General features: G+C 38.3%; 26 protein-coding genes. 21 read left to right on the forward strand and 5 right to left on the reverse strand.

What is annotated here, in order from left to right; genetic code table 11:
- The first annotated feature begins 147 nt into the window (after positions 1-147).
- The 3 genes from SCALIN_RS15240 to SCALIN_RS15250 are packed head-to-tail and all read left to right on the forward strand — an operon-like array spanning position 148 to position 1,958.
- Entirely contained in the window at positions 148-606 is a 459-nt protein-coding gene (locus tag SCALIN_RS15240) for an MOSC domain-containing protein (RefSeq protein ID WP_096895316.1), read from the forward strand.
- Positions 578-1,087 carry a MogA/MoaB family molybdenum cofactor biosynthesis protein gene (locus SCALIN_RS15245; RefSeq protein ID WP_096895317.1) on the forward strand — a complete coding sequence of 170 codons (510 nt, stop codon included), beginning with the start codon at positions 578-580 and terminating at the stop codon, positions 1,085-1,087. The genes SCALIN_RS15240 and SCALIN_RS15245 overlap by 29 nt, the downstream gene beginning before the upstream one ends.
- Positions 1,088-1,103: 16 nt before the next feature.
- Positions 1,104-1,958, forward strand: a complete 855-nt coding sequence (locus tag SCALIN_RS15250; protein WP_096895318.1) for a glycine--tRNA ligase subunit alpha — start codon at positions 1,104-1,106, stop codon at positions 1,956-1,958.
- A gap of 264 nt (positions 1,959-2,222) precedes the next feature.
- Here SCALIN_RS15250 and SCALIN_RS15255 read toward each other — a convergent pair whose 3' ends face one another.
- Positions 2,223-3,101: a ParB/RepB/Spo0J family partition protein gene (locus SCALIN_RS15255; protein WP_096895319.1), complete on the reverse strand. Its 879-nt coding sequence runs from the start codon at positions 3,099-3,101 to the stop codon at positions 2,223-2,225.
- A 189-nt stretch (positions 3,102-3,290) separates the two neighbouring features.
- Between SCALIN_RS15255 and SCALIN_RS15260 the strand changes: the two genes are divergently transcribed.
- Together SCALIN_RS15260 and htpG are read left to right on the forward strand one after the other, a co-directional pair.
- Positions 3,291-4,115 carry an ABC transporter permease gene (locus SCALIN_RS15260; protein ID WP_133111945.1) on the forward strand — a complete coding sequence of 275 codons (825 nt, stop codon included), beginning with the start codon at positions 3,291-3,293 and terminating at the stop codon, positions 4,113-4,115.
- 323 nt (positions 4,116-4,438) lie between these two features.
- Entirely contained in the window at positions 4,439-6,349 is a 1,911-nt protein-coding gene (htpG, locus tag SCALIN_RS15270) for a molecular chaperone HtpG (protein WP_096895322.1), read from the forward strand.
- Between the two features lie 236 nt (positions 6,350-6,585).
- On the opposite strand, the gene SCALIN_RS15275 is transcribed toward htpG, so the two are convergent.
- The gene (locus tag SCALIN_RS15275; RefSeq protein ID WP_096895323.1) at positions 6,586-6,999 is read right to left on the reverse strand and encodes a DnaJ domain-containing protein; all 414 of its coding nucleotides are present in this window, start codon (positions 6,997-6,999) and stop codon (positions 6,586-6,588) included.
- Between the two features lie 323 nt (positions 7,000-7,322).
- Here SCALIN_RS15275 and SCALIN_RS21750 point away from each other — a divergent pair, with 323 nt between their 5' ends.
- Both SCALIN_RS21750 and SCALIN_RS15280 read left to right on the forward strand, forming a co-directional pair.
- Positions 7,323-7,502 (forward strand): hypothetical protein, encoded by a 180-nt coding sequence (locus SCALIN_RS21750; RefSeq protein ID WP_133111947.1) that lies wholly within the window; start codon positions 7,323-7,325, stop codon positions 7,500-7,502.
- Positions 7,474-7,677, forward strand: coding sequence for a PEP-CTERM sorting domain-containing protein (locus tag SCALIN_RS15280; RefSeq protein WP_096895324.1), 204 nt, complete (start codon positions 7,474-7,476; stop codon positions 7,675-7,677). Before SCALIN_RS21750 ends, SCALIN_RS15280 begins: the two co-directional genes overlap by 29 nt.
- 83 nt (positions 7,678-7,760) lie before the next feature.
- On the opposite strand, the gene SCALIN_RS15285 is transcribed toward SCALIN_RS15280, so the two are convergent.
- The 3 genes from SCALIN_RS15285 to SCALIN_RS15295 all read right to left on the reverse strand — a co-directional run bounded on the left by SCALIN_RS15285 (position 7,761) and on the right by SCALIN_RS15295 (position 10,316).
- Complete coding sequence (locus tag SCALIN_RS15285; protein WP_096895325.1) at positions 7,761-8,270, reverse strand: hypothetical protein; 510 nt, start codon at positions 8,268-8,270, stop codon at positions 7,761-7,763.
- Positions 8,271-8,362: 92 nt separating this feature from the next.
- Positions 8,363-9,253, reverse strand: a complete 891-nt coding sequence (locus SCALIN_RS15290; protein WP_096895326.1) for a hypothetical protein — start codon at positions 9,251-9,253, stop codon at positions 8,363-8,365.
- Between the two features lies 1 nt (position 9,254).
- Positions 9,255-10,316, reverse strand: coding sequence for a pyridoxal phosphate-dependent aminotransferase (locus SCALIN_RS15295; RefSeq protein WP_096895327.1), 1,062 nt, complete (start codon positions 10,314-10,316; stop codon positions 9,255-9,257).
- A gap of 357 nt (positions 10,317-10,673) precedes the next feature.
- Between SCALIN_RS15295 and SCALIN_RS15300 the strand changes: the two genes are divergently transcribed.
- The 14 genes from SCALIN_RS15300 to atpH all read left to right on the forward strand — a co-directional run bounded on the left by SCALIN_RS15300 (position 10,674) and on the right by atpH (position 20,456).
- Positions 10,674-10,874: a cold-shock protein gene (locus tag SCALIN_RS15300; protein ID WP_096895328.1), complete on the forward strand. Its 201-nt coding sequence runs from the start codon at positions 10,674-10,676 to the stop codon at positions 10,872-10,874.
- Between the two features lie 178 nt (positions 10,875-11,052).
- Entirely contained in the window at positions 11,053-11,793 is a 741-nt protein-coding gene (locus SCALIN_RS15305) for a class I SAM-dependent methyltransferase (RefSeq protein WP_096895329.1), read from the forward strand.
- 211 nt (positions 11,794-12,004) lie between these two features.
- Positions 12,005-12,523: a 3'-5' exonuclease gene (locus SCALIN_RS15310; protein WP_096895330.1), complete on the forward strand. Its 519-nt coding sequence runs from the start codon at positions 12,005-12,007 to the stop codon at positions 12,521-12,523.
- 30 nt (positions 12,524-12,553) lie between these two features.
- On the forward strand, positions 12,554-12,808 hold the full coding sequence (locus SCALIN_RS15315; RefSeq protein ID WP_096895331.1) for a Smr/MutS family protein: 255 nt from the start codon (positions 12,554-12,556) through the stop codon (positions 12,806-12,808).
- Positions 12,809-13,164: 356 nt separating this feature from the next.
- On the forward strand, positions 13,165-14,364 hold the full coding sequence (locus SCALIN_RS15320; protein ID WP_096895332.1) for a DEAD/DEAH box helicase: 1,200 nt from the start codon (positions 13,165-13,167) through the stop codon (positions 14,362-14,364).
- 121 nt (positions 14,365-14,485) lie between these two features.
- Complete coding sequence (locus SCALIN_RS15325) at positions 14,486-14,770, forward strand: GIY-YIG nuclease family protein (RefSeq protein WP_096895333.1); 285 nt, start codon at positions 14,486-14,488, stop codon at positions 14,768-14,770.
- Positions 14,767-15,705 carry an SPL family radical SAM protein gene (locus tag SCALIN_RS15330; protein WP_096895334.1) on the forward strand — a complete coding sequence of 313 codons (939 nt, stop codon included), beginning with the start codon at positions 14,767-14,769 and terminating at the stop codon, positions 15,703-15,705. Before SCALIN_RS15325 ends, SCALIN_RS15330 begins: the two co-directional genes overlap by 4 nt.
- A 160-nt stretch (positions 15,706-15,865) precedes the next feature.
- Positions 15,866-17,158, forward strand: coding sequence for a glutamate-1-semialdehyde 2,1-aminomutase (hemL, locus tag SCALIN_RS15335; RefSeq protein WP_096895335.1), 1,293 nt, complete (start codon positions 15,866-15,868; stop codon positions 17,156-17,158).
- Between the two features lie 16 nt (positions 17,159-17,174).
- Complete coding sequence (locus SCALIN_RS15340) at positions 17,175-17,420, forward strand: AtpZ/AtpI family protein (RefSeq protein WP_203415521.1); 246 nt, start codon at positions 17,175-17,177, stop codon at positions 17,418-17,420.
- A gap of 2 nt (positions 17,421-17,422) precedes the next feature.
- A complete protein-coding gene (locus tag SCALIN_RS15345; protein WP_096895336.1) occupies positions 17,423-18,001 on the forward strand; it encodes an ATP synthase subunit I in 579 nt (192 codons plus the stop codon).
- A 26-nt stretch (positions 18,002-18,027) separates the two neighbouring features.
- On the forward strand, positions 18,028-18,789 hold the full coding sequence (gene atpB / locus SCALIN_RS15350; protein WP_096895337.1) for a F0F1 ATP synthase subunit A: 762 nt from the start codon (positions 18,028-18,030) through the stop codon (positions 18,787-18,789).
- 25 nt (positions 18,790-18,814) lie between these two features.
- Complete coding sequence (gene atpE / locus SCALIN_RS15355; protein ID WP_096895338.1) at positions 18,815-19,078, forward strand: ATP synthase F0 subunit C; 264 nt, start codon at positions 18,815-18,817, stop codon at positions 19,076-19,078.
- 323 nt (positions 19,079-19,401) lie between these two features.
- Positions 19,402-19,908 (forward strand): F0F1 ATP synthase subunit B, encoded by a 507-nt coding sequence (gene atpF, locus SCALIN_RS15360; protein WP_096895339.1) that lies wholly within the window; start codon positions 19,402-19,404, stop codon positions 19,906-19,908.
- A complete protein-coding gene (gene atpH / locus SCALIN_RS15365) occupies positions 19,905-20,456 on the forward strand; it encodes an ATP synthase F1 subunit delta (RefSeq protein WP_096895340.1) in 552 nt (183 codons plus the stop codon). The genes atpF and atpH overlap by 4 nt, the downstream gene beginning before the upstream one ends.
- The last annotated feature ends 5 nt before the right edge of the window (positions 20,457-20,461 follow it).

Genomic DNA, 20,461 nt, shown 5'->3' on the forward strand with positions numbered 1-20,461 from the left:
GAAACTATTTGACTCAAATTTGTGAAACGACTCTATTTAAATAATGTTCTGGTATCATTATAAATTTATGGAGTACATGATATGGTTTGGCACTTTAACGATTGTCGTCAGTGAAAATAAACAATAAAATTTTTGGTATATCTGGTTATGGGAAAAATTGTTGCAATTTGTATAAGTACGAAAAAAGGTGTTCAGAAAAAGGATGTTAAACGGTGTAAGTTAGTTAAAGGTCATGGCTTGGAGGGTGATGCGCATGCAGGTTCCTGGCACCGTCAGATCAGCCTGCTTTCTACAGAAGGTAGAAAGGTGATGGAAGATAAGGGTGCCAAACTAGACGCAGGTGACTTTGGAGAGAATGTGTTGACAGAGGGTGTTGATTACTCTAACATTACTATTGGCAGTGAGTTAAGAATTGGTAATGATGCTTTAGTCAGGGTTACTCAAATTGGAAAAGAGTGTCACGATAAATGCAATATTTATTACCAGGTAGGTGATTGTATCATGCCAAGGGAAGGTATATTTGCGGAAGTAATAGAAGGCGGCGAAATTAAAATTGACGATTATATAGGGTTCGTAAATGATAAAAGCAGCAGTTCTAACAATTAGCGATAAAGGTTCTAGAGGCGAAAGAGAAGACAAGAGCGGAGAGGTGATAAAGGAGAAGCTTAGACAAATCAATGCTGATGTTACCACCTATGAGATTGTGCCGGATGAACGGGATATCATATCTCAGAGACTAAAGAGTTTTGCTGAAAAATCAAATTTAATTTTGACAACTGGTGGAACCGGAGTCAGTCCCAGGGATGTAACTCCTGAAGCAACCAGGGATGTTGTTGAAAAGGAACTGCCCGGTTTCTCGGAGGCTATGAGAGCAGAAAGCTTTAAGGTTACTCCAAGGTCTATTGGATCAAGAGCGGTGGCAGGAATGTACAAGGACACTCTGATAATTAATCTTCCCGGAAGCCCAAAAGCAGTTTCGGAATGTTTAGGGGTTATACTGGATGCAATACCGCATGTTATAGAAGTGGCAAAGGGAAAGGTTTCTGATTGCGGCAAGGACATGCATTCACATACAAATAATAAATAAATTTTAAAAGTAAAAGATGACATTTCAGGAAATTATACTTAATCTTCAGAAATACTGGTCGGACAAAGGATGCGTGATAATGCAACCTTACGATATAGAGGTTGGCGCTGGTACCTTTAACCCGTCGACTTTTCTGAAAGTCCTTGGCAGCAAACCATGGAAGTGTGCTTATGTCGAACCTTCCAGGAGACCTACTGATGGGCGCTATGGTGATAATCCGAACAGGCTTCAACACTATTACCAATTTCAAGTAATTATAAAACCATCGCCAGAAAACGCTAAGGCTTTGTACTTGGACAGCTTGCGTGCTCTCGGAGTTGATTTGGTCAAGCATGATATTCGTTTCGTGGAGGATGATTGGGAATCACCTACCTTGGGGGCTACCGGTCTAGGATGGGAAGTGTGGCTTGACGGTATGGAAATAACTCAATTTACCTATTTTCAACAGGTTGGAGGGATTGAGCTGGATGTGATATCGCTTGAGCTAACTTTTGGCCTCGAAAGAATAGCAATGTTTATCCAAGAGAAGGAGTCGGTTTATGATTTGGAATGGGTGGAGGGCAGCACCTATGGTGATGTACACAAATTGGACGAGGTACAATTCTCGAAGTATAATTTTGAATTGGCGGACACATCTATGCTTCTTGAACAATTCGATATGTATGAAAAGGAATGCAAAAAATTACTGCAAGAGGACATTGTTATTCCTGCTTATGACTATGTCCTGAAATGTTCTCATGCATTCAATATGCTGGATGCAAGAAAATCTATTGGGGTTGCGCAGAGGACAAGGTATATCGGCCGAGTAAGGGGCTTGGCCAAAGGATGCGCGGAAGGCTATTTGAGATTAATAGAAGGCCGAAACAACTAAAACACCATTCTGCACGCCACACACCTGGGAACCTTTAAGGAATGTAATATTATTAACAAAAGGGCTATAGAAGAGGTGTGTATAAATTCAGAGCGTAAACAGGTTTTAAAGTTTTTTAAATTATTGCTATTTTAAAAAACAAAAAGACTGGCGATCGGATGGGAGGCGTATTATGAACTTCATTTCCGTACAAAAACTAAATACGCCCCTACCCATACCTCTACATTGTAAAAAAAGATACTTATCTCCTTTTTTTTACTTATTCTAATCAGCCAGAGCTATTATCTTTCCCACAATGCTTTCAAATTGATTATTATTTGAAAATTCAATAGTGATTTTGCCTTTCCCGCTTTTTTCCATAATAGAGACTTTTGTTCCAATTGCCATCCTTAATCTGTCTTCCAGGTCCAGGATTTGATGCGATTTGATTAATTTTGGAGTTGGCTGCATTTCTTTAGCTGTTTTTATCGAATCTTCACGATCTTTTTTTTCTGAAGTGATCATCTCTACCTCACGAACAGAGAGATCCTCCCTTGCGATCCTCTCGCTCAAGGATTTTTGCTTAACCGGGTCTTTCAAAGATAAAAGAGAGCGCGCGTGACCCATTGAAATTGTTCCACGTGAAACATAGCTTTGTACTTCTTCTGGCAAATCAAGTAATCTGATCGTATTGGCAACGGTTGACCTGTTTTGTCCGACTTTTGTCGCTATTTGTTCTTGAGTCAGTCCAAAATTATTTTTCAATTCAGAAAAAGCAGTGGCTTTTTCCATCGGGTTCAGGTCTTCTCTCTGTATATTTTCCACCAATGCCAGTTCGATAGTTTTAAGGCTATCAGCTTTTTTGACAATTGCAGGGATTTCTGTTATTCCTAATTGTTTCGATGCTCTCCATCGCCTCTCTCCAGCAATTATTTTATATCCTTTGCTTGTAGAGCGTACAATGATGGGTTGTAGTATTCCATGTTCATGTATGGAGTTTATAAGGGATTCCATTTGGGGTTGTGTAAACTGTTTGCGAGGCTGTGCGTCGTTTGGTTGAATTTCAGCTAGCTTGATCTGCATTATTTTTTCTCCAGATTCTATGCCGATTGCCTCTCCCAGCAAAGATTCTAAGCCTCGCCCAAGTTTTTCTTTATTAGCCATTTTTGCCTCTTTTTTTTTTGAGTACAAGTTAAAAAAATTATTATTTTAGATAAAATATAAGGTATTACGTAACAAATTATGTTATAAAGTTCAAGGGAAATATATTTAACGCCAAAAGGCTTTTTAGCTGTTTTGCGCAATGTCTAGTCTTTTGATTTTGTGTTTTTTTAATGGGGGGCTTATTTAGCAATGAATCTTCTTGTTTCATTAGTTTTCAGTAACTTCATGGAGATTGTCAGGCAGCCTTTTTATTATATTATTCTTTTATCAGGCTGTTTTATTATTTTAATGTCCTTTGGGTTTACTTTTTTTGCGTTTGGAGAAGAGTCAAGAATGATACGAGATATGGCGGTTTCTACTATAACAATCTGTGGTCTGCTCTCGGGGTGCCTGTCCTCTTCTATCATGATTGCCGGTGAATTTGAAAGGCAAACAGTGCTGATCGTGCTATCTAAGCCCGTATCAAAGGTGTATTTTATTTTAGGTAAATACCTGGGGATTCTAGCGGCAACCTTCCTGATAGTTTTTTTTCAAGGTTTTGTTCTCGAAGTAGCTTTAATAATGAGAAATTATAATACCATTCAGAATGATATAGCAAATCTTGCAGGTCTGGTTGATTTAGTTTGCATACTAGGCATAGCTTTCTCCTTATTACAAATTATGATAATGACAACGGTCTCTCTTGTTGTGTCTCTCTATTTCAATACAATTGCAAATTTAACTATATGCCTGTTTTTTTTTATATGCTGTAACGCTTTCAGTTATATTCTACCTATTCATAGCTATGGTGAAGCTGGCCTAAGTGCTATTATTACAATATGCTATACCGTGTTCCCAAATTTTCAAAACCTCAATATGGCAGCAATCAATAAAGTAGTTGTTTTTCCAGCATTACTTTGGAAGGACTGCATCGTCATTCAATATGTTGTTTATAATATAATGCATAGCACTATATATTGTATAGCTGTTATGTGGGTAGCTGTCTTCCTCTTTAAACGAAAGGAAATAGCCTGAGAAGTTCATTTTTTTAGAACCATTTATTGACATTTATTAAGTTTTTGTTTAAATATGACTAGCTGATAAATTTTCAATGAATTGAGGAATGCATCCCGTTCCTCGAACAAACAGGACCGAGGGCTTTCCCCGGGCAAAAGGCATAGAAGGTTCTGCCCCTCTCCTTGTATCCTACTCCGTTGGAATGGTATTGTGCTGGTGGGTGTCATGGTGGAAAGGAGTAAGAATGGATAATTCAGAGATCTGGAAGTATCCCTCAAGTTATTGAAAATTCATGTTATTTCTTGCAAACAATTAAATCAAGTTTAGGAAGGTAAATTATAATGACAGTAGAAAAAATGGAATTTAAAACTGAAGTAAAACAGATCCTTGATCTAATGGTACACTCTCTTTATTCTCACAAAGAGATTTTTCTCAGAGAGCTTATCTCCAACGCATCTGACGCAATTGACAAAGCACATTTTGAGTCTTTAACAAACAAAGAGGTTCTTGAAGATGAAAAGGATTGGAAAATCAAGATTATTGCTGACAAAGATGCCGGAACGTTAACTATCAGCGATAATGGGATCGGCTTGACAAAAGATGATGCAGTGAAGGAGCTTGGAACGATTGCACATTCCGGAACAAAGGAGTTTATCGCTGCTCTCCAAAGCAAAGAGGTTAAAGACAATCCGGAATTGATCGGTCAATTTGGTGTCGGATTTTATTCAACTTTCATGGTTGCGGACAAGGTTACTGTCATATCAAGAAAGGCAGGGGCAGGTGATAAAAGTGGTATTAAGTGGGAATCCAGTGCAGACGGCTCATTTACCGTTGAAGATGTGGAAAAAGAGAGTAAAGGCACAGACGTAACCCTGTACCTTAAAGAAGATGAAAAAAACTATCTTGAAGAGTGGGAGATAAAGAGTACCGTAAAGAAATATTCTGACTTTATTGAGCATCCGGTTGTAATGGATATCGAACGAGAGGAAGAGAGCAAGCTTGATAAGACGAAAAAGGTAAAGGTGAAGGAAGAAGAGATTCTTAATTCGAGAAAGGCGATCTGGCTTAAGAATAAATCCGATATATCTGACGCCGAGTATAATGAATTTTACAAACATGTTTCTCACGATTTTACCGATCCGGCAAAGGTAGTTCACTACAAAGCAGAGGGAGCTTCAGAGTTTACATCACTTCTTTACATTCCATCAATGAGGCCTGTTGATATCTACTATAAAGAGTATAAAGTTGGTCCAACCCTTTATGTCAAGAGGGTAAAAATAATTGATCATTGCGAAGAGTTAATACCGCCTTACCTGAGGTTTGTAAAGGGAGTTGTGGACTCTTCTGATTTGCCATTAAACGTTTCAAGAGAGATATTGCAGAACAACAGGCAGATTGAAGTTATAAAAAACAGTATTACTAAAAAAGTGCTTGCAACGTTAGGTGATATGAAAGAGAAGGAGTTTGAAACATATCTGAAGTTTTATAAGGAATTTGGCAGGATTCTGAAAGAAGGTGTCCATATGGATTTTGATAGAAGAGAGTCTATTGGAGAGCTTCTTATTTTTCATTCTACAAAAGCGGACAAGGACAAATTCAGGACTATACCTGAATATGTTAATGCTATGAAGGAGGGGCAGGAGGAGATTTATTATATTACCGGTTCATCACTGGATGAAGCGTTGACTTCACCATACCTTGAGGCGTTTAAGGACAAGGATTACGAAGTCCTTATTATGTTGGAAGACGTTGATGATGTTATTATGAGCAGTTTTGAGTATAAGGGAAAGAAGTGCAAGTCTGTTATAAAGGGTGATGTTACTCTGGATAAATCTGAAAAAGATGAAAAGGAGAAGGCGGGCAAAAAATACAGAAAACTTTTGGATCTTATACAGGACCGTCTTGATGACGTAAAAGAGGTCAGGCTTTCAGGGAGGTTGAAAGATTCTGCCTGCTGCCTTGTCGGTGATGAGGGAGAGATGGATCCACAGATGGAAAAACTCTTAAAGTCGATGGGTCAGGAGGTGCCGGAGAGGAAAAGAATACTTGAAATAAATCCAACACATCCGATCTTTGAATCTATGAATAAAATATTTGAAGAAGACAGGAAGAGTAAAGTTCTTGCAGATTATACTGACCTGCTTTATAACCAGGCTCTTTTATTAGAAGGCTCCAAGCCAAAAGATTCTGCTGCTTTTGCAAAAGCGATTTCGAAGCTTATGGTGGAGAATGTTCAGCATGGAAAGGGATGATTATGCCTGCCACAAAGTTGATAATTTCTGTTTTTTTAAAAACCGGTCTGCCTGCTGGCGGTAATCATGGAGAAAACAACTATGTTCCTTTTGATTAGCTTATGGAGAGTATTAAATTAAGCCAGCTATTACAATATTCCAATAAAATCCCCCCGCCCGTTTCGACACGGGCGGGTTTTGTAACCACGTTCCACCAGGTACATTCGTAAGCTTAGTGTAAACTACTTGGAGTTTAATCAACTTTTATAGCGTTTAATTATATTGTAGGCCTTATTGATCTCAACGGTGAGTTCCTCTGCTTTTTCCTGAAGCTCTTTACCGAGGTGAGCAACCTTGTCCGGATGGGACTTGGCCATTTTCTCTTTATATGCTTTTTGTACCTCACTCCATGGGGTTTCATGACTAACATTGAGTAATTTGTATGCTTCGTCCAAGCTCATTTGTCCAACAGGTTCACTCTTTATATTTGATTGTGACCTCTTTCCCGAATTATAGCCTCTCTGATTTTTTCGGTTTTTGAACTTTCGCCAGAAATAGAGTAAAAATCCTAACGCTATAAGGTCATCAAAAACAAATGGAAACAGATCCAGTGGACTCACTATATATACAACTAATAGTATCAGTAAGAAAAATAAGGTATATTTGTTCATTATAATGTAGTTCTCAATAAAATTTGTGAAAATTTAAAATGCATAGTATCCATCATGTCATTGACAAGTAGATATTAACTTGGAATTTACTCCTTTTACTATAATATAGAAATAAACTATTAACAATACAAGCTGTTATAAAAAGACTATTCACTTTCGCCAGACAATTAATTATTTTTGTTTATAGTGTTTATTTTTTAAAACACATGGTTTTGTTTAAAGATAAGATCTTCGTCTCAAATTGATATAAAAAAACTATTCATTTTTGATGGAAAACAAATTGGACAGTACTTACAAACCCAACCGTAACTGGTGTTGCAGGATTGACATTTTCAATACTTGGCAACAGCAGTATTCTGGCAAGTGAAACAATACCAAATACACTGCCAGGCCAGGCCATTTATGACGTTGGATTTACTGGTGCTTTCAGCGGTATAACGGGTATAAGACTGGGAGTTTTTAGAACATGTCAGTTTGTTGCCTCACCTTGGGACAGGTCATAGTGCGGATGGCAATTTTGTACTCTCTGAAATCGAACTCGCTGCAACATTACTCTCTAATAGAGAAACGCTTGCAGCAACGATTGTCCCTGAACCTGCCACAGTGTGTCTGCTCGGCATCGGCCTTGCGGGAATGGGTGGTGTTTGCATTAGGAAAAGATTAAAAAGGTTGACTTGAGATACAACACCGCTATTTCGTCATCCATAATTCTGTCATTTCACTTTTTACAGTATTTCTCATTTACTGTAAAATATTAAAAGTTATATATTTACTGTATTAAAATACTTTTGAATAAGGCCGGCCAGGAATTTTTTAATTCCTGAACTCAGTTTAGATTTATCACAATGCAATAGGGTGTTATTACCGGAATCAAGGATAACAGGAATTTCATGAAAGCCAAGCTGGCTTTTGTACTGTTGCTGGACCCATTGTTTCGCGTCGTTATCTATATAAGTTGATATCAGGAGTGGAAAACTTGCGGTAATATTATGCATCTGTTTTGGGAAGAGCTTATGATTTTTCATCGCGTAACTCAGTGCCATCCTGGAGTAAGCCTCAACAAATTCTCCACTTATTTTCTCAACAATACCCATAATCGCAAATATATTTACTTGTGTTGTTTTGAGCCAGGACATTTTGAATTGTTGGCCGAAGGCGATACGGACATCAAGGTAGTCAAATTTTTCATCCTTAAATTGAAAGCCATCCTGCTTAAGCTTTTCACAGATAGTTGAAATGTTTGTGTCCCTCATCAAGTCTACATTATTCATATTTTATTTCCTTTTTGTAAAGCATAGCTAAAATATATACTAAATCAATGGTTGTTTTAAAAAGCCTGAAAAGAAAAGAGCTATTGTAAAGTTCAAATGGTTAAAATGTCTATTTGGTTCACCGTAATTGCAACATCAAAAAAACCCTCAAAAACAGTGAGCAGATTTTTTTTATTCATTTTCTTATGTTCGGTTGTAAGAAGCGATGCTATATACTTTTTTATATTTATTAAGTCATCTCTATATTTGTAAATCAATCGAGCAATCTCCTGGAGCTCTAAATACATTTCCAATGTGTCAGCTCCGGGATGGTTTATGGTGCCGCGATTATTCAGCCACTTCCAATTGCAGGCAAGGTCCAGCTTTTTCTTTATGAACTTGTTCAATAATGTTTGAAACCAGACAAGATGATACTTTCTATCAAAGATGATATAGGCAGTCGTACCCCAATGTCCTTCGCATGATGACCATGTTGATATTCCAATAGAAGATATCGCTTTTGCAAAACGGGCTATAAATGGTTCCAAATCATAGACCCGTATTTTTGGCAAATCTACAATTCCCTTGAATTGATTGAATTTACCATACCAATCCCGTATCCAATTTAAACGAAATTCGTCAATAGGGATAACATGCGAAAACAGTTCATGTAAATATTTAATATTGTTTATGTCAAAAAGCTGAGTGTCGATGGCGTCAAAGTATGCGTGTTGACGTTGCGAAACATTTTCTTCACCGGCCTCGTCGATAGAATCGAAATGTGGTTTTTTATAAATCTCTTTATAGTTAATATTCTGCAGGACCTCCAGGAACTCACAATCATCGATATGTGACTCCCGGCTTAGCCTTACTATTCCAGTACCACTGTCTCTCTCCAACAAGAATCCTCGTGCTGAAAAAATTTCAAAAAAACGGTCAGAGTATTTGTTATTGCCGTATGTTATTTTTTCAACAAATTCTTCTATTATTGTTTCTTTCATCATTTTATTTATACGGGAGTGTTCTAAGTTCCTCAAGAAACAAATTATTTTCTTCCTTTTTGCCTATTGTTACACGAACATAATCAGACAGTCCAGGGATGGTATGAAGACTGCGTATACGCACACCGGATTCAGATAATCGCTGAAAAATACCGGGTGGGTTTTTAACCTTAAATAGAATAAAATTTCCTTGTGATGGAATAAAAGGTATTTCCATCTCTTTGAACTGATTTGCAACGCGTTCTCTTTCCGAAATAATAGTATCCGCATGGTTTTTCAGGTGAGGCAGTATAAGATCAAAGTGTTTTGCGATTACCAGTTGTAGACAACTTAAATGATATGGCGCTGTAAAAGTGGTTTCCATGGCATTAATAATGTCAGGGTGGCCTATGCCAAATCCCAGACGTAGTCCTGCCATACATGACTTTGATGCTGAGCGGGCGATAAAGAGATTAGGATGCTCTTTTAAATGGTGAGACCATGTTCGTTTAGAGAAATCAACATATGATTCGTCAACAAATATTAACGAGTTTTTAGAAAGAGCCGTTTCTATAACACCTTCTTCAGGAAAGGCCCCGTTTGGATTATTAGGTGCAACAATAAAGATAATGTTGTGCTCTGATCTGTTAATGTGATCTTTAGTCGGAATTTCTTCTGCGGCAAGTTGTATTCTGGTCACATCGGTCTGGTTAAACCTTGCAGCATGTGAAAACATAGGATACGTAGGCTCAAAGACCAATGCATTCCGATCATGTCCACCGCAAATAAGATAAATGCCTTGAATAAGCTGATCACAGCCTATAGTAAGTATCAGGTTATCCGGTGGGAACCCGATTGCTTTAGCAAAAGTTTTTTTAACATTTGCATACAAAGACGGTTGTGGGTATCGATTCCACTGATATTCCCTGAGCTTTTTCAGTAATATCACCTTGACATCATCCGGCAGGTCAAATGGTGATTCGTTCTGGTCCAGCTTTGCTTTGTGTGGGAGTTCAGAGACAGTAAAAGGAGGTGAAGAAGAGATATCATCTCTTATTAAATTTTTTACTATTGTTTCCTGTTTCATTTATTCAAACTTGTAAGTTCTTAATAAGTGGAAATGGTAAAATACCGAAAAATGTCTTCTCCTCTCCTACCAAAACTTCGGATAGAATTTAATTTTAGGATTATATGAAATATACCCTTCATGAGTAAATAATAAATTATGTTTTTAAAACATTATTTTGTCTTGCTTTAAGAAATTATGTTTGATATCATTAACGCGTCTTAAATATTAGTATTCGTTAATTTGTATAGCACCAAAATTAATACCATTAAATACATTAATACCATATATTCCGTAATAGATAGGCGACAAGGGACGTACCCTTGTCGCCTTTTTTATTGTTTATTTTTCTTTATAGAGAAGGGGGTGATTTTCAGTATGCCGACCGGTACAGTCAAGTGGTTTAACGATTCAAAGGGTTATGGTTTTATTTCTCAGGATGATGGTGATGATGTTTTTGTGCATCATACTTCAATCCAGGGTGAGGGTTTCAAGAGCCTTGCAGAAGGGGACAAAGTAGATTTTGAGCTTGTTAAAGACGAAAAAGGCTTTAAGGCCTCAAATGTTGTCAAATTATAAATATATTATTAAGTCCACTCATATATTTTATTGTAAAAGTTGACGAGAGAAGGCTGCATATAAAAATATAGAGTAATTGTAAATATTATTATAATGAAGACGTGAAAGCCCCCAATATCTGTTAAATGGTGTTGGGGGTTTTTTGTAAATCTTTGTGATTTTTTTATGAGGTATTTGAATGCCTGAAAATAACCAGAGAGAGACAGCATACGCTTTTAATAGCAGTGATATTATCGCGACATATGATTTGGATATGGATGTCTGGCATCCAAATCGTAAACACATGGCATCAATTGCCTGCGAAGTACTACCTTTTGATAGATATAAAAAAATACAAATTCTAGACCTTGGTGTGGGTACCGGTTATCTCACTCATAAAATAATTGAGATGTTTCCACATGCTTCTGTTGTTGCAATAGACGCTGCAGGAATGATGATCGATAAGGCAAAGATAAGGCTTAAGGCGCAATTGGGACAGATCACATTCAAAACATCAACCTTTCAGGAATTATCTGAAAAAACAAAAAATATTATTGGGTTGGATGCAGTAGTTTCTGCTTTCGCACTCCATCATTTACTGAGAGATGAAAAGCTGAAACTATTTAAATATGTTCACTCAATACTCAAACCAGATGGTTGGTTTATCAATTGTGACATTTTTAATGCCGTTAATCCTGCGAATGAAGCGCTGTATCGTCGCTTGCTATACAAAGGGACGCAAGAGAGATCCCGAAGTATGAAGAATGAGGAGAAAACTTTGGAATATATTGAGTCTGAATATACAACAAAGGAAAAAAGAGATGGTGATAATCCTCTTTCCATTACAGAAGAGACTCAACTCCTTATAAAAGCAGGATTTTCCATGGTAGATTGTTTCTGGAAAGAGTATCGGGAAGCCATATACGGAGGTAAAAAGTAATTTACTTCAGTATCGGTAACTAAACATCTTAGAAATTTATCTCACAGGCAATTACAGAAATCCGTGCCTTGGTTTTAAGCACCTTTTATTTTATTGCTTTGACGTAAAGAGGTTTTCTCTGCCTCGGGCAGGGATCACTCCTCCTTCAGAATGACATATCAATGATACTGTGCTTATTCTCGGACAAAATGTCGATGCTGGAAAGAAAATAATGAATGATATTTTTGTTGCCATAGATTTTGAAACTGCTGATCGTTGCAGAGACAGTGCCTGTGCTCTGGGCATGGTCCGGGTTGAATCTGGAAAAATCGTTCAAAAAGAGCATCGGTTTATTCGTCCACCGAGAAAGCATTTCGAATTTACCTACATACATGGAATCACATGGGATATGGTAGCTTCGGAACCGGATTTCAGGGAGTTATGGCCATCAATGAAAAGCCTGTTAAATGGCGCAGATTTTATCGCCGCGCATAATGCATCCTTTGACCGCTCCGTGTTAAACGCCTGCTGTGAAAAATCAGATATTTTGCCACCATCAATTCCGTTTGAATGTACAGTAACGTTGGCAAGGAAGGAATTTGGGATATTTCCGACAAAGTTACCGGATGTATGCCGGTATTTAGACATCCCGTTAAATCATCATGACGCTTTGTCGGATGCAAGAGCATGTGCTGAAATTGTAATTGCAGTGTCTAGTGTCAGTGAAACAGATAAACATTCATTCAAGTGAAAATTAAATGCCTTTGTACAAAGATATTTTATGGCAAAACTAAAACTGGATTTGCATGAAATATGTAAAAATGGAAAATTGATTGAAAAAGAGCTCAATCGTGTAATAGAGGAAGCCTGCAAAAAAAGGATTGCTCTCGTGGAAATCGTTCCCGGAAAAGGGAGTGGTCAGCTAAAGAAAACTGTCCTGCGCTTCCTTGAACGTCCTGACATTAAAAACCAGTATCACCGTATTAATAAGGACCGTAAAAACTTTGGAAGGGTATTTGTTCATTTTAAGCATTAATTAAATATTCGCCATTATGCGGAATGAATAACTATAGGACAGTTCCTGTTATGCTTTTATATTATCAAAACATTTATATAGCAATTAAATCCATTTTAGGGTACTATACAGTACTTGTTTTATGGTAGTTGTCATTTTTAGATTTTGTATTGCAATCTAAACATTAGTAGAAAGTTAATGCATACCCAGTATTCATTCATTACCAACACCACTCACGCTGTAAAGTGTCCACAATTATGATAATAAAAGAGAGGATAATCAGGTATATTAACCATTTTTACACACTTAATCAAGGAAGTATCCCCAATTACCGTCTTAAAGCCTTTTGTAACCTTGTAAAGAAAGATAAATAATTTATGAAATTCAGTGAACTTGGCATTCCTTCCGATATTCTAAAATCTCTTGAGACAATGGGATATGAAGATATGACCCCTGTTCAGGAGGCCGCCTATCCGATCATTTCAGATGGACATGATCTTTGTGCTCTTGCTGAAACAGGATCGGGAAAGACTGCCGCCTGTGCTATACCACTCATACAGAAAGTTGATCCTGAGCTCAACGCAATTCAGGGACTTGTAATTGTTCCGACACGTGAGTTGTGCATACAGTATGTAACAGAGATACAGAAGATTTCGAAAAAAACCAATGTTATTCCATTTGCTGTTTATGGGGGGTTCGACAAAGATATAGATATTGCCAAGCTTAAGCATGGCGTGCATATACTGGTAGCAACACCTGGTAGGCTTCTGGATTATCTGTACAGTGGAGTACTCTCATTTAAGCATGTGAAATGTGCCATTCTTGATGAAGCGGATGAGCTTCTCAAGGTAGGGTTTCTCGAAGATATTGAATTCATCATGTCATGTATCCTTCATGAGCATCAGACCCTTCTTTTCTCCGCGACTATGCCTGAAGATATTAAAACACTAGCTCATGACTGTTTGCGTGATCCCAAACATATTTCGCTTATTACAGAAAGGAAAGCACCGGAAAGTATTGATCACTATTTTACCTATCACCACCCAAAAGAGAAGCAGGCAGCTCTAGTCAAGTATCTTAATGAGGAGGATGTTAAGCAGGTGCTTATTTTCTGTAATGCCCGTCACATGGTTGATAAACTGTTCAGTTCTATCCGGAAGGATTTTGAAGATGTTGGCTATATACACGCAGGGCTCAGCCAGGACAAACGTTCTTCGGTTTTCAGGCAATTCAAAAATATGAAAATCCGGTACCTTCTTGCCAGTGATGTTGCAGGGAGAGGTCTTGACTTTTCGCATGTTTCGCATGTTGTCAACTGGAGTTTGCCGCGAGGGAAAGAACTATATACGCACCGAACGGGACGTACCGGAAGAATGGGTAAAAAGGGAAAGGCTTTGACATTTATAACCAGGCATGAGCTTTCTGATCTTCGTGAGCTGATTAACAGAAATAAAATATCTCCATACTGGCTAGGCAAAGATCCGCTCCAAAAGGGTAGCACACCTCAAGGAAGAAAAACAAGAAAAAGGCCTTTTCGTCCAAACCGTGGCATGGGAAAGAAAGTGGCTAAACCCTAAAAAGCTGAAAAAAAGAAATAGTCCTGTTGTAAAAAAGATTTGGTCGGGAGTGTGTAGTGCCAGTTTCCCAAACGGGAAAAGTATTAAGCCTGTTTGGGAAATGGGCACTGCAGCTAAGTAAATGAATAACTGGTTTTTGTATTTGATTAGATGTAAAAATGGGAGCTTGTATACAGGCATCACTATTGATGTGGAAAGAAGATTTGAAGAGCACGAGAGAAATGATAAAAAAGGATCAAAATACTTACGAGGAAAAGCCCCTTTAAAACTGGTCCTGAAAAAGAGGGTTGGAGACAAGAGTTCGGCACTGAAGGTTGAAGCAAAAGTAAAAAAACTTCCAAAAATCAAAAAAGAGTTGCTGGTAGATGGTAAGATTAAGATGCGGGAAATAAAGAAGGAAATATGAAAGTAGTCCATAAAGAGCGAAAATCCAGTGTGCTCTCTCCATCGACTCTTAAGTGTCTTGATAATATACCAACCATTAACCTTACTGCCGGATGCGCACATCTCTGCTCATATTGCTACGCTAGAGGATATTCGAATTATCCGGGAGACGGGACAATTGTATTGTACGCCAACCTGGTCGAAAAACTTGAAAATGAATTAAGCCGTAAAAGGAGACTGCCGAAATTTGTATACTTCAGCTCTTCATGTGATGCGTTTCAACCGGTAAAACAGGTTTTAGATGCTGCTTATAGTGTAATGGCTCTTTTGCTGCGGAAAGGTATTGGGGTAAGTTTTCTTACGAAAGGGCGTATCCCGGATAGATTTATTGCCTTGTTTAAATCACATAGTAATAAAGTCAATGCGCATATAGGGATGACGACTTTAAACAAACAGTTTCAAAAAAGGATTGAGCCACATGCGGCAACACCCGGTACCAGATTAAAAAATATAAGTGCTTTAGCCGAAATAGGGATACTGCCTGAAATAAGGTTCGATCCATTAATTCCCGGATTGACAGATTCTGCCGGCAATCTCGGTCCGTTGTTAAAGATTGTAGGTAAAGTGGGTATAAAAAGTGCAGGTCTTAATTATCTGTTTCTCAGGCCAATCATAAACAGAAATCTTTCTGAGGAACTAGGTCACACAAAAATCATGGAAAAAATCACTCAGGCTTTCCGCGATAAAGTTGACATGCGGCTTCTGTCCAGTAAGTCCAGGGTCAATGCCTTAAATCTGGACTTCAGGTTGAAAAAGTATGAGAGTATATCGTTATTAGCAAAACAGTACGATATAGAGACATATGTATGCGGCTACAAAAACCCTGATGTTTCAGATGATTTAACATGTAAGAATGTATGGCAGAAGTATTTTGACAAGAAGACACGTCAATATTAGGAAGGTTTGAAAACTGTCTGTCAGTGTAAGGTGGGTGTAAGCAGCCAGATTTTTCTTTAATATTTTCAGTTTATTATTGACATTAAAAACCATTATTGATATGTTAAATTTTTTTGAAAAATTCCAGAAATTTTAGAGATATCAGGAAGAGTTTTGTAATATGCTAACTGTTGAAAAGTCAAAAAATGCGTTCAGTGAGGCCCTTAAAAGTATTCCCGGCAGTGTGAACAGCCCGGTAAGGGCTTTTGGGGCAGTAGGGGGCGATCCTCTTTTTATAGAATCGGGCCATGGTTGCTATCTTAATGATATCGATGGCAATAGATATATTGATTATGTGCTTTCCTGGGGTCCGCTGATTTTAGGGCACCTTGATAAGTCTGTCGTAAAAGCTTTGAAGGAGGTCCTGAAGAAAGGTACGAGCTTTGGTGCTCCGACGGAACTGGAAACGCATCTGGCCCAGCTCGTAAAAGATGCTATGCCTTCAATCGAGAAGATCCGGATGGTTAATTCCGGAACAGAGGCGACAATGAGTGCTATTCGCCTGGCAAGGGGTTATACCAGGAGAGATATTGTTATTAAGTTTGATGGTTGTTATCACGGACACGTAGATGGCCTTCTTGTACAGGCTGGCTCGGGGGCGACTACATTAGGTGTTCCGACAAGCCCTGGTGTTCCGGAAGATTATGTAAAAAATACATTAACAATGCCTTATAATAATCTTGACATCGTAAAGGAAGTATGTCGGGAAAAGGGTGAAAGTGTTGCATGTATAATAATAGAGGCTGTTGCAGGGAATATGGGGGTTATTCCGCCCAAAAAAGGATATTTAAAGGGGTTAAGAGAAATTGCGGATAAATATGGTATTGTACTGATTTTCGATGAAGTAATGACAGGATTCAGGGTTTCTCATGGGGGAGTGCAGGCGCTGCAAAAAGTAACCCCCGATTTAACTACTCTTGGTAAAGTAATTGGAGGTGGATTGCCGGTAGGGGCATATGGCGGCAAAGCGGAGATAATGGATTGTATATCGCCAACCGGTCCAGTATATCAGGCGGGAACGTTATCAGGAAATCCGATGGCAATGGCTTCCGGCATTGCTACTCTGGAAAAGCTGAAAAAGAGGGGTGTTTATACTAAGCTGGAGAGAAACTCAAAGAGGCTGGCTGAAGGTCTGAAAAGATCTGCCGAAGAGGCAGGTATCCCAACATATCATACACGTGTTGGATCGATGATGTGTACGTTTTTCAGTGAGGGGGAAGTGACAGACTATGAGTCTGCTAAAAAATGCGATACTGAACGATATGCATCTTATTTCCATGGCATGCTGGAAAAAGGGGTATACCTCGCGCCTTCTCAGTTTGAGGCTGCTTTTATTTCAACCGTGCATAGTGAAGAGGATATTGACGCGACAATCGCTGCCAGTTGTCAAGTTATGAAGACTTTAAAGAAATGAGCGGAGAATCTGCGTATTGAATCTTGATGATTCCAGAAGCACATTTCGTGCCTTGGGGCTTACCAGTAGTTTAGGGTTTGTGATGGCCGCCTGCCTTGCGGGCGGATATTTTGGAGGGCGTTATCTGGATTCGAAGCTTGGTACAGAACCATGGCTTCTAATTGCTTCGCTTCTGCTATGCTTAACTGCAGGAGTTGTAGAAATCTGTAATGTGCTGAAGAAGGCGATTAAGGAAATTGAAGAAAAAGATAAGGAAAATTGATAATGGATTTGTATAATAAATCACAAAAACTGCTAACAGTTAAGAAGAATTTTGTAAAACAGGCATTTTACACGACGCTGTTTGTGTCGGTATTGATGATACTGATTTCTTTCCGCTACAAATCATTCGACATTACCCTTAGTCTTGCAATTGGTATTGTCATCAGTTTTTGTACATCGCTTGCATTGTGGCAATTTATAAAATATATGTTTCAGGGGCTTAATCCTGAAACATTTGCTGATATAGGGGCGCAATCTGCGAACAAGGGATCTACAACAAAGTCAATGTTGTTTGCCTTTATGGGTACCGGAAAGATACTGGTGTTGGCCTTGGTATTTTATCTTATCTTTGAATATCTACCAATTCACCTATTGGCCTTTTTTATAGGTATTTCAATAGTACAGATGGTAGTGCTTTCAATGGTCGTAAGCATGGTTTTAGTAAATTTTCTCAATAAGGCCAAACATGATGGTACCGAGTACAAAGAGAACGATTCTTCAGAACATGATGTAAGTTTAGATATTAAATCAGATTCTGTTTCGAATATTCATACTCATCAGATAGTTGAGAATGCTTTATAGTTTATTGTTTAAGAAGGAGTAAAGGTTTGACAGAAGAGACACATGGCAGTTCTAGTGGGGGTGTACCTGAGCTTCCTACATTTTTTGATTTGCTGCCTATAGATAAACATGCTGAAATATTCGGGCTTACACTTCACCAGCTGCTTCCGATTGTCATGTCAATGATGATTATTGCGTTACTTGGTATTTTTTCAATGATTGCAACGAGTAATCTGAAGAAAATACCGGGAGGAGTGCAGGCAATTCTTGAGCTTTTAGTGGAAGCACTTGACGGTTTTGTGAAATCAATTCTTGGGAAGATGTCAGATAAGTTTCTGCCTTTTGTAGGTACTCTATTCTTATATATTCTGATAATGAACCTCATAGGCCAGATTCCGTTGCTGCATTCTCCAACGACAAACTATAATACAACACTGGCGCTTACCTTACTGGTATTTGTTGCCACTCATTATTACGGACTCAAACATAACGGGCCGGTAAAATACGTTAAGCACATGATGGGAGAGCCACGTTGGATGTCTCCAATGCTGTTTCCTCTGCATATTATATCAGAGTTCTTGACACGTCCGTTATCTCTTTCAATGCGTCTTTACGGGAATTTGATGGGAGGGCATACGGTTCTCTCGATATTTATAGGACTTTCTCCTTTATTACTTGGTTTGATTCCTATACCGATACATTTCCCGTTTGTTTTATTGGATTTACTATTAGCATCACTCCAAGCCTTTATTTTCGCGTTCTTGGCTAGTTTTTATATAGCGGGCTCAATTGGAGAGAAACATTTATAATTTTTAGAGAAGGGAGATTTCGAAAATGATTTATTTTGCGTGTGTAGCAATTGCAATTGGTATGCTGGCTTTTGCCTCTTTTGGTTGTGGAATAGGCCAGGGGATTGCAGTCCATGGAGCTTCAACTTCAGTAGCAAGGCAGCCAGAGCTTTTTGGGAAGATTCAGATGCTTATGTTCATCGGTCTGGGATTTATTGAAGCGCTGGCAATCTACTCGCTTGTTCTGTCGTTTATTCTGCTCGGGAAATTGCCGGATGCAGCTTCAGTTTTAAAAGTGCTTTCACATTAATATTATTGCTAGTGTGTCAAGGTACCCCTTACAATAATTTCTAGTGTGGCGAGCCGTATTGATATGCCTTAACTATTAATACTGTTCAATTGCTGAATTAAGGTATTAATGATTTTCTGGTAAGTCATGTGTTGTGCCAGATCATAAAAATCATCTTAAGGGTTCCATCTGAACAAATTACAGAAAAGGCCTTTAAAGTTAAAAATATGTAAGGCTTTCTGCACTAGGATTATTAACATATATAAGTAATAGGTACTGACAAAAAATATTTTTGATTAATGACTTGGTCAGTAAACTAAAAGCGGTAACATGGGAGAATAAATGTGGGGAATTTATTAGAAGCATTAGGCGTTAATTTTAAAATGGTCTTCATCCAGGCAGTAGGTTTTCTGATACTATTGGTGTTGATGAAGAAATTTCTCTTCGGCAGGATTAAAGAAATAATAAAATCCAGGGCTGATGAGATAAAAGACACGTACAAGAAAAGTGAAGATGACAGGGCAGAAGCTGCAAGACTTAAGGAAGAGTATCAGCAGAAAGCGGTTAAGGCTGATGAGGCTGCTGAGGCAAAGATTCAGGCTGCAGTAGATAAGGCGAAGGACGTTGGTGGCAAAATGTTGGAAGAGGCACATCAAGCTGTCGCAGATGAAAAAGCCAAAGCCCACAAGAATATCGATATGGAAAGAAAGAAGGCGCTGGCAGAAGTCAGAAATCAGGTTGTGGATTTGACAATTCTTTCAACTTCCAGATTGATCAAACAGTCGACAAAACGTGAAACAGCAGAAAAATTAGTGGATGATGTTATTAAGGGAGTGGGGGCGCTGTCTTGATAGAAAATAGCTTAATAGAAGGTTATTCGCTGGCATTGTATGAAGTTGCTGTTAAACATGGTGATACCGGTGATATAGAAAAAGATCTTGATGGTATTAAGCAGCTACTGAGTTCGAGTAAAGAATTTCGTGATATTCTATACCATCCGGCAATTACAAAAACCGATAAAAAAGGAATTGTTGATAAGGTTCTTGTGTCTCAGTGTTCCAGTAAGTGGGTAAAGAACCTTCTCTCTGTTCTTATTGATAAGCGAAGGGAAAGGATGCTGGATTTTCTGCCGGACGTATACAAAGGCGTTGCTGGAAAAATCAGAGGTATTGTGCCCGTAATAGTTCAAACTGCAATCCCATTGACCGAAGACAGACTTGCTAAATTGAAGAAAAACCTGGAAAAGCTGACGAAGAAAAAAGTTCTAATAGAAACGGAAGTTAATAAAGATATCATTGGTGGGATGATTGTCAGAATAGAAAATAACATAATTGATGGCAGTGTCACTAACCATCTGAAAAATTTAAAAAAGAGTTTGTTAAAGACAGCCTTTGCATAAGGGCG

Source organism: Candidatus Scalindua japonica, assembly GCF_002443295.1.
Classification (GTDB): Bacteria; Planctomycetota; Brocadiia; order Brocadiales; family Scalinduaceae; genus Scalindua; species Scalindua japonica.